Below are 15929 nucleotides of genomic sequence, written 5' to 3'. Positions count from 1 at the left end.
CGCCGCTAAGGCGTCAGTTCCGTCCTGTGGGTGCCGGGCCATGGCTTGCCCGCGAGACAAGTGTCGGCCGGACCAGCCGCGTCAGTGGCGCGTCCGGCCTGTCGCCGATGACGGTCAGCAGCATCTCGCCGATCTCGCGCGCGCACTGGCGGATCGAGGCGTCGAAAGTGGTCAGCCCCGGCGGCGCATAGGCGGAAGCGGCTATGTTGTCGAAGCCGATCACCGAAAGGTCGCGAGGAATGGCAAGTCCGGCGCGCCCCGCCTCTTCCATCACAGTCAGCGCCAGCTCGTCGAACAGTGCGACAATCGCCGTCGGCCGCTCGGTGGCGTGCAGAAGCCGGTTGATTGCCTGGATGCGGGCACCGCGATCGAAACGCGGCGCCGTCGCCACATCGAGACTGACGGACGGATCGCCCCGGCGGGCGATCGCGGCGGCGAGCCCGTCCTGCCTGAGATGGCGAAATGTCATCGGCTCCGAAATCGTCACCAGGCCGAAATGGCGGTGTCCGAGATCGTAGAGCATGTCGAAGGCCTCGCCGAAAGCATGCGCGCCATCGGTATCGAGCCAATGGTAGGCAAAGTCGCCGTCGAGCAGCCGGCCATGCGCGACGAACGGGAAATTGCGCTGGCGCAGATAGGCAAGCCGCTCGTCGACCTCGGCGATGCGGGTGACGACGACCCCGTCGGCGCGGCCCGATTCGACGACATGGCGAAGCACGGAAAGTTCCGACTGGCCCTGCGCCGCTGCGGCCAGGATCAGGTCGGAGCCGTGCGAAACCAGCCCTTCGCCGAGCCCTGTGACGAATTCACCGAGGAAGGAGTCGACCAGATTGGGGCCGCGGATCGGAAGCACCATGCCGACAAAGCCGCTGCGGCCGGAGACCAGCGTGCGGGCTGCGGTGTTCGGCACATAGCCGGCCTGATGCGCAGCCTCGGCGACACGTTGGCGCGTTTTCAAGGCGATCTGCACGTGGCCGGCAAGGGCGCGCGAAACGGTGGTAATCGACAGGCCGAGCTGCGCAGCAAGTTCCTTGAGGGTGGTAACGCGGGCCGGCATCGTTTCTCCCGAACGAAGTTTGAAACGTTTGTAATGCGTCCAATCCAAATTGCAAACGTTTTAAATGCGCATGGTCGGTGTTATTTCTTGCCCGTTGGTTAGCGCGGCCCAATTCGGCCCCGGCCGGCAAGCTCCTGGCCGGAGATTTAAACGCAGCGGTTGCTTGACTCGGGCGACGCCTTGTGAAAAATTTTGCAGCAACTGATAAAAATATCAAAGGGCGGAAATGGTTGGTTTTGGCAACGGCCTGCTGCGCGACGATGAGACCGGGATGGCCGCCCGTGCCGCCTGGCTTCACTATGCCGGCGGCCTGACCCAGTCGGAGGTCGCCAAGCGGCTCGGCCTGACCAGTCTCAAGGCGCATCGCCTGATCACCAAGGCCAATCAGGAAGGCCTGGTCAAAGTCTACATCGACGGCGAAGTCTCAGAATGCGTGGAGCTTGAGGATGAGTTGTCCGGCCGCTACGGCCTCGACTACTGCGAGGTGGTTCCGGACTTCGATGCCGAAGACCTGCCGCTCAAGGCGCTCGGCATTGCCGGCGCGCAGTTTCTCAAGCGCGAGATCGAACGCGGCGAAGAGGCGCTGATCGGCGTCGGCCACGGCCGCACGCTTGCCGCCTGCGTCGAATATCTGCCGCGCATATCGGCGGGCAGGATCCGTTTCGTTTCGCTGCTTGGCGGCCTGACGCGCAAGTTCTCCGCCAATCCGCATGACGTCATCCACCGTGTCGCCGAACGCACCGGCGCGGAGGCCTATGTGATGCCCGTACCGATGTTCGCCAACACGGTCGAGGATCGAACAGTATTGCTCGGGCAGAAAGGCGTCAGCGATGTCTTCGACCTCGCCAAGTCCGCCGACTTGCTCATCGCCGGCATCGGCACCGCCGAACGTGAGGCCTCGCTTGTCGCCACCGGCATGATCGAGAAGGGCGAGATGGAGGAGATCCGCCGCAACGGCGGTGTCGGCGAACTGCTCGGCCATTTCTTCGACGATGCCGGAAAGGCCGTTGCGACGACGCTTTCCGACCGGGCGCTGGCACTGGCGCGCGAAGACATCAGCAACCGCAGGATTGTCGCCGTCGCCGGCGGCAAGGTGAAGGTTCGCGCCATCAAGTCAGTGCTGGAGGGCCGTTATCTCAAAGGCTTGATAACCGACGAGCGGACGGCGCGATCGCTCGTGGAACAGACGCCGGTCGGGTAGCCGGCAACCATTTCGTTGAAACTACCCTGTGGAGGAGAAGAGAAATGCATGAGAAAGAGAAAGACCTCATCGACGCATTCCTGCGTGGACAAGTCGACCGCCGTGGGCTGATCAAGGGCCTCGGTGCAATGGGCCTTGCCGCCAGCACCGCCGGCACACTGCTCAATTTCGGGCAGACCCGCGCCCTGGCGGCTGATTTCGACTGGCAGGCGCATAAGGGCAAAACCATCAAGCTGTTGCTCAACAAGCATCCTTACGCCGATGCGATGATCGCCAACCTCGACAATTTCAAGAAGCTGACCGGCATGGAAGTCGTCTATGACGTGTTCCCCGAAGACGTCTATTTCGACAAGGTTACCGCCGCGCTGTCGGCCAGCTCGCCCGAATACGATGCCTTCATGACCGGCGCCTACATGACCTGGACCTACGGCCCGGCCGGCTGGATCACCGACCTCAACGAATGGATCAAGGATCCGGCCAAGACCAACCCGAAATATGCCTGGGACGACTTCCTGCCGGGCGTCAAGAATTCCTGCGCCTGGAACGGCCAGCCGGGCGGCGCGCTCGGTTCGGAAGACGCCAAGCAATGGTGCATTCCGTGGGGCTTCGAACAGAACAACATCACCTACAACAAGGGCATGTTCGACAAGGTCGGCGTCAGCGTTCCCGGCAATATGGATGAGATGGTCGCTACGGCGGCGAAGCTCACCAAGGACGTCGGCGGTGGCGTCTACGGCATCGGCGTGCGCGGCTCGCGCTCCTGGGCAACGATCCACCCGGGCTTCCTGTCGGCCTACGCCAATTTCGACCAGAAGGACCTGAACGTCTCGGCTGACGGCAAGCTGTCGGCCGCGATGAACACCGCCGAATCCAAGGCTTTCCACAAGCAGTGGGTCCAGATGATCCAGGAGAGCGGCCCGAAGGACTGGTCGACCTACACCTGGTACCAGGTCGGCACCGATCTCGGTGCAGGTGCTTCGGCGATGATTTACGACGCCGACATCCTTGGCTACTTCATGAATGGCGGCGACAACAAGATGGCCGGCAAGCTCGCCTTTTCGGCATTCAAGGCCAATCCTGCCGCCAAGGCGCCGACGCCCAATATCTGGATCTGGTCGCTGTCGATGTCCAACTTCTCCAAGGACAAGGACGCCACCTGGTACTTCATGCAATGGGCATCCGGACCCGAGCATGCATTGTTCGGTGCGACCAAGATGGACTTCGTCAATCCGGTTCGTCAGTCGGTCTGGAACGACGAGATGTTCCGCGAGAAGCTGAACAAGAGCTATCCGGGTTATGTCGAGATGTTCGACGTCTCGGCGCCGGGCGCCAGCATCAAGTTCACCCCGCAGCCGCTGTTCTTTGATCTCACCACCGAATGGGCGGCGACGCTGCAGAAGATGGTGGCCAAGGAAGTGCCGGTCGACGAGGGCCTCGACAAGCTGGCCGAGAGCATCAACAGCCAGCTCAAGGAAGCCGGGCTCGGCTAAGCCGCGGCCAAGGCTGGCCCGTCCGCGGGCCAGCCTTTGAGATGTGATACGTTTGCGACGCGGTCCCGAAAGGTGCCGCCTGCTCGCCCGACCGGCCGCCTTGCTCCCTTGGGCGGCCGGGACGGCGAAGCAACAGGATGACGGAGCAGCCGATGACTGCGGCGACAATACAAAGAAACAGGCCGTCGGGCTTCAGGATCAGCAAGCGGGTGCTGCCCTATCTCCTCAGCCTGCCGGCTCTGCTGGTCTGCATCGGCATCCTGATCCCGTTCCTGACGTCGGTGGTCTATTCATTCCAGCGCTACCGGTTGAGCCAACCCTGGGCGCGGCAGTTCAACTGGGGCGACAACTATATCTCCTTCTTCACCGACCCGAAGTTCTGGAACACCCTGGAGATCTCGCTGCTCTACGCCGGCATCACCGTTGTGCTTGAACTGCTTCTCGGTCTCGGCATCGCCATGCTGCTGCAAAAGCGCTCGACGCTGAACAACTTCATCTCGATCATGCTGCTGATGCCGCTGATGACGGCGCCGGCGCTCGCCGCGCTGATGTGGAAGCTGATGACCAATCCCGGTTTCGGCGTGCTCAGCTATCTCGCCAGCCTGATCGGGTTGCAGGATTTCCGCTGGGCCTCGTCTCCGTCGACGGCGCTGCTCACCGTCGTGCTCGTCGACATTTGGGTCTACACCCCCTTCATCATGATCCTGCTGCTTGCAGGCCTGCGCAGCCTGCCGACGCAGCCCTTCGAGGCGGCAGCACTCGACGGCGTGCCACGCAGCTTCGTCTTCTTCCGCATCACACTGCCGATGCTGACCCCCTACATCCTGACGGCGACCCTGTTCCGCCTGCTTGATTCCATCCAGCAGTTCGACATCATCTACGCCATGACGCAGGGCGGTCCGGGCGACACGCTGACCGTGTTCCAGGTCGAGGCCTATCTCAATTTCTTCCAGTCGACCAATGTCGGCCGCTCGGCGGCACTGATGATCATCCTGTGGGCGATCACCTATTTCCTCTCGAACATTTTCATCAAGAACTGGCTGCGGCTGCGCGAACGCGCCCGCGGCCAGGCATAGGAGGCTGGCGTGGAACACACCTCGCTTCTCGAACGCATCCTGCGCGGCATTGCCCTGGCGCTGGTCGTGATCTTCTTCATGTTCCCGATCGTCTGGATCCTGATGATGTCGTTCCAGACCAACGAGACAATCCTGCGGATTCCGCCGCAGCTTGTCTTCGAGCCGACGCTCGCCAACTACACTGCCTTGATCACCGGCAAGCTGATGACGGCGGCCGGCACGCTCGACATCGCCTTCATGCGCAACCTCTGGAATTCCGTCTTCCTGTCGGTCACGTCGGTTGCCGTCGCGTTGCTGCTCGGCGTTCCGGCGGCCTACGCCTTTGCGCGGCACAAATTCCGCGGCTCGGAGGACATTGCCTTTACGCTGCTGTCGTTCCGGTTCGCGCCGGCGCTGCTGGTGCTCCTGCCGCTCACCCTCTATTTCCAGAAGCTCGGGCTGGCCAACACCTATATCGGGCTGATCTGGGTCTATCAGCTGATCTGCCTGCCGTTGATCCTGTGGATCGTGCGCGGCTATTTCGAGGACATTCCCGCCGACATCGAATACGCCTACCGCATTGCCGGACATTCCTGGTTTGCCACCTTCCGCAAGATCGCGCTGCCGCTCGCCGGCCCAGGCATTGCCGCTGCCGGTCTGCTCGCCTTCATCTTTGCCTGGAACAATTTCGTTTTTGCGCTGGTGCTCGCCTCGGCCGACAAGCAGCCGGTGACGGTCGGCGCGCTCGCCTTCATCACCTCCTCGGGCATCCAGTATGGCCAGATCTCGGCGGCGATCGTGCTGTCGATCACGCCAACGCTGGCGCTCGCGCTCTATGCGCAACGCTATCTCGTCGAAGGCCTGTCGCTTGGCGCAGTGAAAGGATAGTCCGATGGCAAGCCTCGAACTGCGAAACATCGTCAAGCGCTATAAAAGCCAGACTGTTCTCGACAATCTGTCGCTGACCGTCGCCGACGGCGAAACGCTGGTCCTGTTCGGGCCGTCCGGCGCCGGCAAGACCGTTCTGCTGCGGCTGGTGGCCGGCGTCATCGACCCCGACGAGGGAAAGATACTCATCGGCGGCGAGGACATGACCGATCTCGACGCCGAGTTCCGCGGCGTCGGCATGGCATTTCAGAACTTCGCGCTGTTCCCGCATATGACGGCGTTCGATAACATTGCGACGCCGCTGCAGGCGAAGCACTCATCGCAAGGCACGATAAAGACCGGCGTCGAGAGCGTCGCCAAGCTGTTGAAAATCGGCCATGTGCTCAGCCACAAGCCGCGGGCGCTGTCCAATGGCCAGAAGCAACGCACCGCGCTTGCCCGCGCCCTGGTCGGCTCGCCGCCGGTGCTGCTGCTCGATGATCCCTTGCGCAACGTCGATGCCAAATTGCGCTTCGAAATGCGGCTGGAACTGCCAAGACTGCTGGCGGATCGTGGCGCGACCGTCATCTACGTCACCCAGGACTACAAGGAAGCGATGGCGCTCGGCGACCGCATCGCGGTGATGTCGCAGGGCGTCGTCAAACAGCTCGGCACGCCCGAGCAGATCTATCGCGAGCCGGCCAATGTCGAGATTGCCCGGCTGTTCGGCGACCCGACCATCAACCTTCTGGACGTCAAGCCGGCGCGGGACGCCAAGGGCATCTATGTCGGCCTGTCCAACGTCCAGGTCCATCTTGCCGGCGCTCATGAGACGGCGGTCGGCCGCGACTGCGTGATCGGTTTGCGGCCGGAGGCGCTGGCGTTTGTCGATGAACGCACGCTCGGCGCCATCCCGGTGACGGTCGAGGCTGAGACGCCGCTCAACGAGAAGATCGTCACGCTGGTGCGCACCGTGCGCGGCCGTGAAATCCTGGTTTCGCGTCCTTCCGGGACACCGGGCCAATCCGAGGGCAAGGTCTACATTGCCGTCGACAGTAAAAGCGCCCTTTTGTTCGATCGCACAAGCGGCGAGCGCATCGGCTCGAAAAACGTCGTCAATTTGCGCAGCGGAGAAGCGGCATGAGCCCGACCGCAATCACCATTTCGGGCGTCGACAAGTTCTACGGTCCGATTGACCGTGGCGTACACGCCGTCAAGAACCTGACGATGGAAATCGTCAAGGGCGAGATCGTGGCGCTGCTCGGCTCCTCCGGCTGCGGCAAGACCTCGACATTGCGCATGATCGCAGGCTTCGAAGAGGTCTCGCGCGGCGCCATCGCGGTTGCCGGCCGCAAAGTGCACATGCTGCCGCCGGTCAGGCGCAACGTCGCAATGGCCTTCGAGGGCTATTCGCTCTACCCGCCGCTGACCGTGCGCGAGAACATGGCCTTCGCCCTCAAGGCCGCCAGGCTGGCGAAGAGTGCAGTCGATGCAAAGGTTGCCAACATCGCCAAGCTGCTCGAGATCGAGGACATTCTCGAGCGCTATCCGAGCTCGATCTCCGGCGGCCAGCAGCAGCGCGCCAGCCTTGGCCGGGCGCTGATCCGCGAGGCCGACCTGCATCTGCTGGACGAGCCGATGGGCCAGCTCGAGCCGCAGCTTCGCGCCGTGCTGCGCGGCCGCATCAAGCATTTCATCAAGGAGCGCGGCCTGACCGCGATCCTGGTCACCCACGACCAGACCGAGGCCAACGCGCTTGCCGACCGCATTGCCGTCATGGAGGGCGGCGTGCTGCAGCAGTTCGATACGCCTGACAGGCTCAAGGAGCGGCCGGCAAACCTGTTCACCGGCACCTTCGTTGGCGAGCCGCCGATGAATGTCTTCGAGGCCTATGTCGGCACGGCCGCCGGCAAGATCAGTCTCAAGCTGCCCGACGGGCTTTCGCTCGACTACGACAAGGATGCGTTCAGCGGCCCGGTTCGCGACGAATTGCTCAACCGGCAGCGCGTCGTCATCGGCGTCAGGCCCTATGCGGTCCGCCGCTCGAAGGATGGTGTGCCGGCGACGGTTTCGGCCAATCAATGGCTCGGCGACCAGACCCATATCGCCGCCGATTTCGCCGGCGGTTCGCTGGTCCTGGTCGAACATGACCGAACCCGCTTGGAGCTTGGCGCGCCGATCAAGATCAGCATCGATCCGAAAAACCTTCACGTCTTCGATCAGGCGAGCGGCAATGCCATTTCGCACGGCACGGAGCTGGCTTGATGCAGGATGTGCTGATCGGCATCGACGCCGGCACGTCTGTCATAAAATCCGTCGCCTTTGACACGGCGGGCAGGCAGATCGCGTCCGCCGCGCTGCCCAATAAATACGAGACACTGCCGGGCGGCGGCGCCGAGCAGGACCTGACACGCACCTGGGCCGATACCGCGACGACCTTGTGCGAGCTTGCCGACAAGGTGCCGGATCTCGCCAGCCGGACCATTGCCATCGCCGTGACCGGGCAGGGCGACGGTACCTGGCTGATCGACAAGGATGGCGAGCCGGTTGCCAAGGGCTGGCTGTGGCTCGACGCGCGCGCTGCCGCGGTCGTCGAGGAGATCCGCGCGCGGCCGGAGGACCGGCTGCGCTTCGAAAAGACCGGCAGCGGGCTCGCTGCCTGCCAGCAGGGATCGCAGTTCGCGTTCATGAAGCGCCACATGCCCGCGATGCTTGCCAATGCAGCGACGGCGTTCCACTGCAAGGACTGGCTCTATTTCAAGTTGACCGGCCACCGCGCCACCGACCCGTCCGAGGGCACCTTCACCTTCGGCGACTTCCGCACGCGCGGCTATTGCGATGATGTGCTCGAGGTACTCGGCGTCACCGATCTCCGGCATCTGTTGCCGCCCATCGTCGATGGCACCAGGCAAAGCACCTCGCTGTCGGCGGCAGCAGCCGATGCGACCGGCCTGCTCGCCGGCACACCGGTCGTTCTGGCCTATGTCGATGTCGCCTGCACGGCGCTCGGCGCCGGCCTGTTCGATCGCGAACGCAAGCCGGGATGCTCGATCATCGGCTCCACCGGAATGCATATGCGGCTTGCCGAAACGCCGGACGAGGTTCTGCTCAACGAGGCTGCAACCGGCTACACGATGACGATGCCGGCACCCGGCGTCTTTGCGCAGATGCAGTCGAACATGGCGGCAACGCTCAATATCGACTGGGTCCTTGGCCTCGCCTCCGGCATTCTCGCCTCGCAAGGTATTACGCGGACCAATGGTGAGATGATCGCGCTGGTCGACCAGTGGATATCGTCGTCCGAGCCAGGCTCGCTGCTCTACCAGCCCTATGTCTCGGAGGCCGGCGAGCGCGGGCCGTTCGTCGATGCCAATGCCAGGGCCGGCTTCATCGGCATTTCGTCCAGGCACGGCTATGCCGACATAGTCCGCGCGGTGTTCGAGGGGCTGGCTTTCGCGGCACGCGATTGCTACGCCGCCATGGGCCCCCTGCCCAAGGAAATCCGCCTGACCGGCGGAGCGGCCAGGAGCCCGGCTCTGCGCAAGATCCTGGGTGCTGCGGTCGGCGCCGACATTCGCACCAGCGAGCGCGAGGAGGCCGGTGCTGCGGGCGCCGCAATGATTGCTGCGGTCTGCGTCGGCCAATACGCATCGATGGACGATTGCGTCAGCGAATGGGTCACGCCTTTGCTCCGTACGGCCGAACCCAGCGATCGGAAACTTGCCGCTGCCTATGAGGCGATGGCTCCGTCCTACACATTGGCGCATGAGGCGCTGCGGCCGGTCTGGCGCTCGATGGCCGCGTCCAGGCAAACCGACGTGAATTGAGAAGAGCATGCCCAAGAAAATTGCGATCATCGGCGACCGCTTCATGCTTCCGGAAGTGTTTCGCGAGAAAATCGAGGCGGCCTGCGGCGACAATCTCGACATCCGCAGCATTGAGACCGCTTGGCCCGACGAGCCGATGCAATTCGGCAATGCCGCGCTTGGTCTGGACAAGGTCAAGGAGTATTTCGGCGATCCCGACGAGGTGGTGGATTTCATCGGCGACGCCGAAATCTTCGTCACCCAGCTTGCGCCGCTCTCCGAAAGCATGATGCAGCGCCTGCCCACGCTCAAGCTGGTTGCGGTCTCGCGCGGCGGACCGATCAACATCGACATGGCCGCCGCCAAGGCCCACGGCATCACCGTGGTCAATGTGCCCGGCCGCAACGCCAGCGCCGTGGCCGAGTTCACCATCGGCGCCATTCTCGCTGAAACGCGGCTGATCCGCGTCGGTCACGAAGCCTTGCGCAAGGGCGAATGGCGCGGCGATCTCTACCGCGCCGATCGCACCGGCCGCGAGCTCAACGAAATGACCGTCGGCGTCATCGGCTACGGCAATATCGGCACCAGGCTGGTTCGCCTGCTGCGCGCCTTCGGCTGCCGCATCTTGGTTTGCGATCCCTATGTGCAATTGAGCGCCGAGGACCGCAATGCCGGCGTCGAACTGGTTGCGCTGGACGATCTGCTGTCGCGCTCCGATGTGGTCACGCTGCATTCCCGGGTCACCGAGGAGACGCGCGGCCTGATCGGCAAGAACGCCATCGCCCGGATGAAACCCGGCGTAATCTTCGTCAATACCGCGCGCGGACCGCTGGTCGACTACGATGCGCTCTACGATGCGCTCGTCTCGGGGCAGATCGGCAGCGCTATGCTGGAGACGTTCGCCATCGAGCCGGTGCCTGCCGACTGGCCGCTGTTGCAACTGCCGAACGTGACGCTGACGCCGCATATCGCCGGCGCGTCGGTACGCACCGTGACCTACGCGGCCGAGCAGGCGGCCGAGGAAGTGCGCCGCTACATCGCCGGGCTGCCTCCGGTCAATCCATGCTGACGACAGGGCATAGAGCGAGATGAACGGTGAAACCGAAATCGTCGACCTCTTCGTCATCGGCGGCGGTGTCAATGGCGCCGGAATCGCGCGCGATGCGGCGGGCCGGGGTCTGTCGGTCATTCTTTGCGAAAAGGACGATCTTGCCGAGGGCACCAGTTCGCGATCGGGAAAGCTCGTTCATGGCGGTTTGCGCTATCTCGAATATTACGAGTTCCGCCTGGTGCGGGAGGCGCTGATCGAGCGCGAGGTGCTGCTCGAATCCGCGCCGCACATCATCTGGCCGATGCGCTTCGTGCTGCCACACAGCCCCGATGATCGGCCGGCCTGGCTGGTGCGGCTCGGCCTGTTCCTCTACGACCATCTTGGCGGCCGCAAGCGACTGCCGGCCACCCGCACGCTCGACCTGCGCACCGCGCCAGAAGGCGCGCCGATCAAGGACAGCTTCAAGCGCGGCTTCGAATATTCCGACTGCTGGGTCGACGACGCCCGCCTGGTCGTCATCAATGCGCTCGACGCCGCGGAGCGTGGGGCCAGGATATTCACCCGCACTGCCTGCACCGCTGCCCGCCGCGAAAACGGCCTGTGGTCGGTGGAGATGCGCGACGGTCGAACCGGCGTCAGGACCACAGTCCGGGCACGGGCGCTGATCAACGCCGCCGGACCCTGGGTCAACGACGTCATCAACCGCGTCGGCGGCCAGAATTCCAGGCGCAACGTGCGCCTGGTCAAGGGCAGCCACATCGTTGTGCCGAAATTCTGGGAAGGGCGGCAGGCCTATCTCGTTCAGAACAGCGACAAGCGGGTGATCTTCATCAATCCCTATCAGGACGATCTGGCGCTGATCGGCACCACTGACATTCCCTATGAAGGGCGGCCGGAGGACGTGACCGCCGATGCGAGCGAGATCGATTACCTGATCAAGGCAGTCAATCGCTACTTCAAGCGCCAGCTCGCACGAAGCGACGTCGTCTACTCGTTTTCCGGCGTCAGGCCGCTCTATGACGACAATGCCGACAATCCGAGCGCGGTGACCCGCGATTACATATTCGAACTCGACGCACCGGCTGGGCAGGCGCCGCTGCTTTCGGTCTTCGGCGGCAAGATCACCACCTTCCGCAAATTGGCCGAGCACGCGCTCGACCGTATCGCCCCGTTCTTTCCGAAAATGGGCAAGCCGTGGACCTCGAAAGGGCACCTGCCGGGCGGCGATATCGCCAATGCCGATTTCGAGCAGTTCCTCGGCGACCTCGGCCATGAATTTCCCTGGATGCCGGCATCGCTGGTCAAGCATTACGGCAGGCTCTTCGGCACAAGGACGCGCGATCTGGTCGGCGCGGCCACCTCGCTCGCCGAACTGGGCCGGCGCTTCGGCAAGGATTTTTTCGAGCGCGAAGCCAATTACCTGTTCGAGCATGAATGGGCCGAGACCGCCGCCGATATTCTCGAAAGGCGCACCAAGCACGGCCTGCATCTGTCCGCCGCGGAAAGAACCGCCTTCGAGGACTGGTGCTCGAGCCGGCTGGCAAAGGCCGGCTGATGGCCTTTACGCTTTCGCTCAACACCAATCCGCTGGTCAACCGCTTTGCGGAGCCGGACGACCTGATCGACGCGATCGCCTATCAGATCGGTATCAGGGACGTCCAACTCACCCATGAATTCGTCAATCCCGGCTGGCCGGCGGCGACGATCGCCAAATTCGTCCGCCTGTTCCGCTCCGCGCTCGACCGCACCGGGGTGCGCGTGACCTCCGCGATGACCGGCCCTTACGGCCGGCTCAATCATTTCGGCCATCCCGATGCCGACGTGCGGCGCTACTACGTCGACTGGTTCAAGACCTTTTCAGAAGTTTCGGCCGAGCTCGGCGCCGCAGGCATGGGCACGCAATTCGCGATCTTCACTCACCGGGATTACGACAATCCTGAACGTCGCGCGCGGCTTTTCGACATCGCGCTGGAATGCTGGCGCGAGGTCGCCGAGCATGCCAAAGCAGCCGGCTTGACCTACCTGTTCTGGGAGCCGATGTCGGTCGGCCGCGAATTCGGCCATACGATCGAAAGCTGCCGGGCACTGCAGCGCGAGATCGAAGCGGCCGGCATGGCCGTCCCGTTCAAGATGATGGTCGACATCGACCATGGCGACGTGACCTCGAGCAATCCGGCGGACACCGACCCTTATGCCTGGGCCGAAGCCTTTCCCAGGCAATCGCCGATCATCCACGTCAAGCAGTCGTCGATGAACAAGGGTGGTCACTGGCCGTTCATTGCCGCTCACAACAAGGACGGCCGCATCACGCCGGAAAAGCTGCTGGAGACGGTTCGCCGTGGCGGCGGCGTCGACAACGAGATCTGCCTCGAATTGTCGTTCCGCGAGCGCGAGCCCGTCGACCACCAGGTCATCGCCATGATCCGCGAGTCGGTCGACTACTGGGCACCCTTTATCGAGACCGGCAGGGCCGATCTCTTGCCGCGAGCATGATCGGATGAGCAGGAGCTGAGGCAGCTCCTGCTCAGAGCCGGAATACGTCAGCCAAATTTCGGATCGAGGCTTCCGGACTTGTAGCGCTTGGCCATTTCCGACAGCGGCAGCGGCTTGATCTTCGGTGCGTTGCCGGCGGTGCCGAATTGCTCGAAGCGCTCCTTGCACAGCTTCCGCATCGCGGCCATTGCCGGCGTCAGATATTTGCGCGGATCGAATTCGCTCGGGTTCTCGGTCAGCACCTTGCGGATTGCGCCGGTCAGCGCCATGCGGTTGTCGGTATCGATATTGATCTTGCGCACCCCGTGCTTGATGCCGCGCTGGATCTCTTCGACCGGCACGCCCCATGTCGGCTTCATCTGGCCGCCATATTTGTTGATGATCTCCTGCAACTCCTCCGGCACCGAGGACGAGCCGTGCATGACGAGATGCATACTCGGCAGACGGCGGTGGATTTCCTCGATGACGTTCATGGCCAGTACAGCGCCGTCCGGCTTGCGGCTGAACTTGTAGGCGCCGTGGCTGGTGCCCATGGCGACTGCCAGCGCATCGACACGGGTGTCGCGCACGAACTGTTCGGCCTGCACGGGATCGGTCAGCAGCTGGTCGTGGCTGATGACGCCCTCGACGCCATGGCCGTCCTCCTGCTCGCCGCCGCCCATCTCCAGCGATCCGAGAACGCCGATCTCGCCTTCCACCGAGACGCCGCCCCAATGCGCCATGTCGACGACGCGGTGGGTGATGCCGGAATTATAGGCGTAGTCGGCCGGCGTCTTGCCGTCTTCCTTCAGCGATCCGTCCATCATCACCGAAGTGAAGCCGTGCTGGATCGCGGTGACGCAGGTCGCTTCGTTGTTGCCATGGTCGAGATGCATGCAGACCGGGATATCGGGATGGATTTCGACCAGCGCGTCGATCAGCTTGGCCAGCACCACATCATTGGCGTAGGCTCGCGCGCCGCGGCTCGCCTGCAGGATAACCGGCGATTTGGTCTCCTCGGCTGCCTCCATGATGGCGAGGCCCTGTTCCATATTGTTCATGTTGAAGGCAGGCACGCCATAGCCGTATTCGGCGGCATGATCGAGCAATTGTCTCAGTGTGATGCGAGCCACTCAGTAGTCTCCCGTATCCGGTTTCGAGCCAGTGTTTGCGGGCCGTTCGGTTGTCGACGAGCCCCTGATGCTTCTGGCCGGATTTCCGCGGCACCGCAACCGCTGGGCGCTCGGCCGGCAGCAATTCTTGTTACAGGACGCGACCAGAAGCGTCATGATATCCCAAAGAGATATAACATTATCACAAAAATTTGGTGGCTTGTGCGACGTTTGCTGTTATATCTCGGAACCGGATTGCACAAGGATGCCGCGGAAATGAAGAGCGACGGCCGCCGGCAAGGCATCATGGATTTTCTGATGGACATCGGCACCGCCAGTGTCGACGATCTTGCCTCACGCTTCGGCGTGTCAAAGATGACTGTCCACCGCGACCTCGACGAGCTCGAGGAAAGCGGCTTCCTGCGCAAGGTGCGCGGCGGCGCCTCGATCCAGCCGAGCAGCCTTTTCGAGAGCGATTTCCGCTACCGCCAGCGGCTGGCCGGCGACGAGAAGAAGCGCATCGCCGCCGCTGCCGTGACGATGATCGAACCGGGTCAGACGGTGATCATCGACGATGGCTCAACCGCGGGCGGCGTTGCTCGGCATCTTGCCGATCTGCGTCCGCTGACGGTGATCTCGAACAATCTGGCCGTCATCCAGGATTTGGCGGGCGTTGCCGGCATCAACCTGATTGCGCTCGGCGGCCAATACAACAAGAAGTTTCACGGCTTCTTCGGCCTGCTCGCCGAGGACACGCTGAAATCATTGCGCGCCGATGTCGCGTTCCTGTCGTCATCGGCCATCCATGGTGCCTCTGCCTTTCACCAGGATCAGGAAGTGGTCCAGACCAAACGGCTGATGATGGCCGCAGCAGCGCGCAAATATCTGCTGGTCGATCATGGGAAATTCGGCCGCACTGCCTTGCACTTCCTGACAGATCTCAAGGCCTTTGACACGGTCTTCACCGGCCGCGAGCCGCAGCCGCAGATGCGCGCCGCGCTGGATGGTGCCGGCGTTTCGCTGACAGTGATCGCAGAATAGGAGGGCACGTATGGTTTATTGGGTCGGCACCAGCTGGAAAATGAACAAGACGCTCGCCGAGGCGATGGCTTTCGCCGAGGCGCTGGCGGAGTTCGTCCCCGGTTTCGACGAGCGCATCCAGCCTTTCGTCATCCCGCCCTTCACGGCGATCCGCGAGGTCAAGAAAGCGCTGTCGCCGACGCGCATCAAGGTCGGCGCGCAGAACATGCATTGGGCCGACGCCGGCGCCTGGACCGGCGAGATCTCGCCGGTCATGCTGAAAGACTGCGGCCTCGACATGGTCGAGCTCGGCCACAGCGAACGGCGCGAGCATTTCGGCGAGACCGACAACGCCGTCGGTCTGAAGACTGCGGCGGCGGTGAAGCACGGTCTCGTGCCACTCATCTGCGTCGGCGAGACCCTGGCTCAACGCGACAGCGGGCAGGCCGCTGCGGTGCTGGCCTTGCAGGTGCACGGCGCGCTGCAGTTTCTCGAAGGCGCGGCGAAGGCGGCGACGATCCTGTTTGCCTATGAGCCCGTCTGGGCGATCGGCGACAAGGGCGTGCCGGCCAGTTCGGACTATGCCGACACGCAGCAGGCGCTAATCAAGAAAATCGCACGCGACCTGCTGCCGGTGGTGCCGCCGGTGCTTTATGGCGGCAGCGTCAATCCGCAAAATGCCGCCGAACTGGTCGGCCAGCCCAACATCGACGGCTTGTTCATCGGCCGCTCGGCCTGGCAGGCGGACGGCTATATCGACATCCTCAAGCGCGCCTCGGCGGCGATCTGAATCACCAA

The 15929-nt window shown here is 63.2% G+C and carries 14 protein-coding genes; 12 read left to right on the top strand and 2 right to left on the bottom strand.

Annotated features, from left to right (window positions below; translation table 11 throughout):
- Positions 1-13: 13 nt before the first annotated feature.
- The gene (locus tag NKH30_RS01845) at positions 14-1057 is read right to left on the bottom strand and encodes a substrate-binding domain-containing protein (protein WP_352993964.1); all 1044 of its coding nucleotides are present in this window, start codon (positions 1055-1057) and stop codon (positions 14-16) included.
- A 226-nt stretch (positions 1058-1283) separates the two neighbouring features.
- Here NKH30_RS01845 and NKH30_RS01840 point away from each other — a divergent pair, with 226 nt between their 5' ends.
- The 10 genes from NKH30_RS01840 to NKH30_RS01795 all read left to right on the top strand — a co-directional run bounded on the left by NKH30_RS01840 (position 1284) and on the right by NKH30_RS01795 (position 13020).
- Positions 1284-2258, top strand: a complete 975-nt coding sequence (locus NKH30_RS01840; RefSeq protein ID WP_023676028.1) for a sugar-binding transcriptional regulator — start codon at positions 1284-1286, stop codon at positions 2256-2258.
- A gap of 44 nt (positions 2259-2302) precedes the next feature.
- Positions 2303-3748 carry an ABC transporter substrate-binding protein gene (locus tag NKH30_RS01835; RefSeq protein WP_352472259.1) on the top strand — a complete coding sequence of 482 codons (1446 nt, stop codon included), beginning with the start codon at positions 2303-2305 and terminating at the stop codon, positions 3746-3748.
- A gap of 152 nt (positions 3749-3900) precedes the next feature.
- Positions 3901-4824: a carbohydrate ABC transporter permease gene (locus NKH30_RS01830; protein WP_352452414.1), complete on the top strand. Its 924-nt coding sequence runs from the start codon at positions 3901-3903 to the stop codon at positions 4822-4824.
- Positions 4825-4833: 9 nt separating this feature from the next.
- On the top strand, positions 4834-5691 hold the full coding sequence (locus NKH30_RS01825) for a carbohydrate ABC transporter permease (RefSeq protein WP_023676025.1): 858 nt from the start codon (positions 4834-4836) through the stop codon (positions 5689-5691).
- 4 nt (positions 5692-5695) lie between these two features.
- Positions 5696-6814 carry an ABC transporter ATP-binding protein gene (locus tag NKH30_RS01820; RefSeq protein ID WP_352680993.1) on the top strand — a complete coding sequence of 373 codons (1119 nt, stop codon included), beginning with the start codon at positions 5696-5698 and terminating at the stop codon, positions 6812-6814.
- On the top strand, positions 6811-7935 hold the full coding sequence (locus tag NKH30_RS01815) for an ABC transporter ATP-binding protein (protein ID WP_352680995.1): 1125 nt from the start codon (positions 6811-6813) through the stop codon (positions 7933-7935). The genes NKH30_RS01820 and NKH30_RS01815 overlap by 4 nt, the downstream gene beginning before the upstream one ends.
- A complete protein-coding gene (locus NKH30_RS01810) occupies positions 7935-9497 on the top strand; it encodes an FGGY-family carbohydrate kinase (protein WP_352993961.1) in 1563 nt (520 codons plus the stop codon). Before NKH30_RS01815 ends, NKH30_RS01810 begins: the two co-directional genes overlap by 1 nt.
- A 7-nt stretch (positions 9498-9504) precedes the next feature.
- A complete protein-coding gene (locus NKH30_RS01805; RefSeq protein WP_352612246.1) occupies positions 9505-10545 on the top strand; it encodes a 2-hydroxyacid dehydrogenase in 1041 nt (346 codons plus the stop codon).
- Positions 10546-10564: 19 nt separating this feature from the next.
- Entirely contained in the window at positions 10565-12082 is a 1518-nt protein-coding gene (locus tag NKH30_RS01800; protein WP_352542233.1) for a glycerol-3-phosphate dehydrogenase, read from the top strand.
- Positions 12082-13020, top strand: coding sequence for a sugar phosphate isomerase/epimerase family protein (locus tag NKH30_RS01795; protein WP_352472317.1), 939 nt, complete (start codon positions 12082-12084; stop codon positions 13018-13020). Before NKH30_RS01800 ends, NKH30_RS01795 begins: the two co-directional genes overlap by 1 nt.
- Before the next feature lie 47 nt (positions 13021-13067).
- Here NKH30_RS01795 and fba read toward each other — a convergent pair whose 3' ends face one another.
- Positions 13068-14132, bottom strand: coding sequence for a class II fructose-bisphosphate aldolase (gene fba / locus NKH30_RS01790; RefSeq protein ID WP_352472270.1), 1065 nt, complete (start codon positions 14130-14132; stop codon positions 13068-13070).
- A gap of 255 nt (positions 14133-14387) precedes the next feature.
- On the opposite strand from fba, the gene NKH30_RS01785 reads away from it, so the two are divergent.
- Both NKH30_RS01785 and NKH30_RS01780 read left to right on the top strand, forming a co-directional pair.
- The gene (locus tag NKH30_RS01785) at positions 14388-15152 is read left to right on the top strand and encodes a DeoR/GlpR family DNA-binding transcription regulator (protein WP_023676017.1); all 765 of its coding nucleotides are present in this window, start codon (positions 14388-14390) and stop codon (positions 15150-15152) included.
- A 10-nt stretch (positions 15153-15162) separates the two neighbouring features.
- Positions 15163-15921: a triose-phosphate isomerase gene (locus NKH30_RS01780; protein ID WP_352993958.1), complete on the top strand. Its 759-nt coding sequence runs from the start codon at positions 15163-15165 to the stop codon at positions 15919-15921.
- Positions 15922-15929: the final 8 nt, after the last annotated feature.

This window comes from Mesorhizobium sp. M1273 (assembly GCF_040318195.1).
In the GTDB taxonomy this organism is placed as follows: Bacteria; Pseudomonadota; Alphaproteobacteria; order Rhizobiales; family Rhizobiaceae; genus Mesorhizobium.
This window is presented reverse-complemented; position numbering and strand designations above follow the sequence as displayed.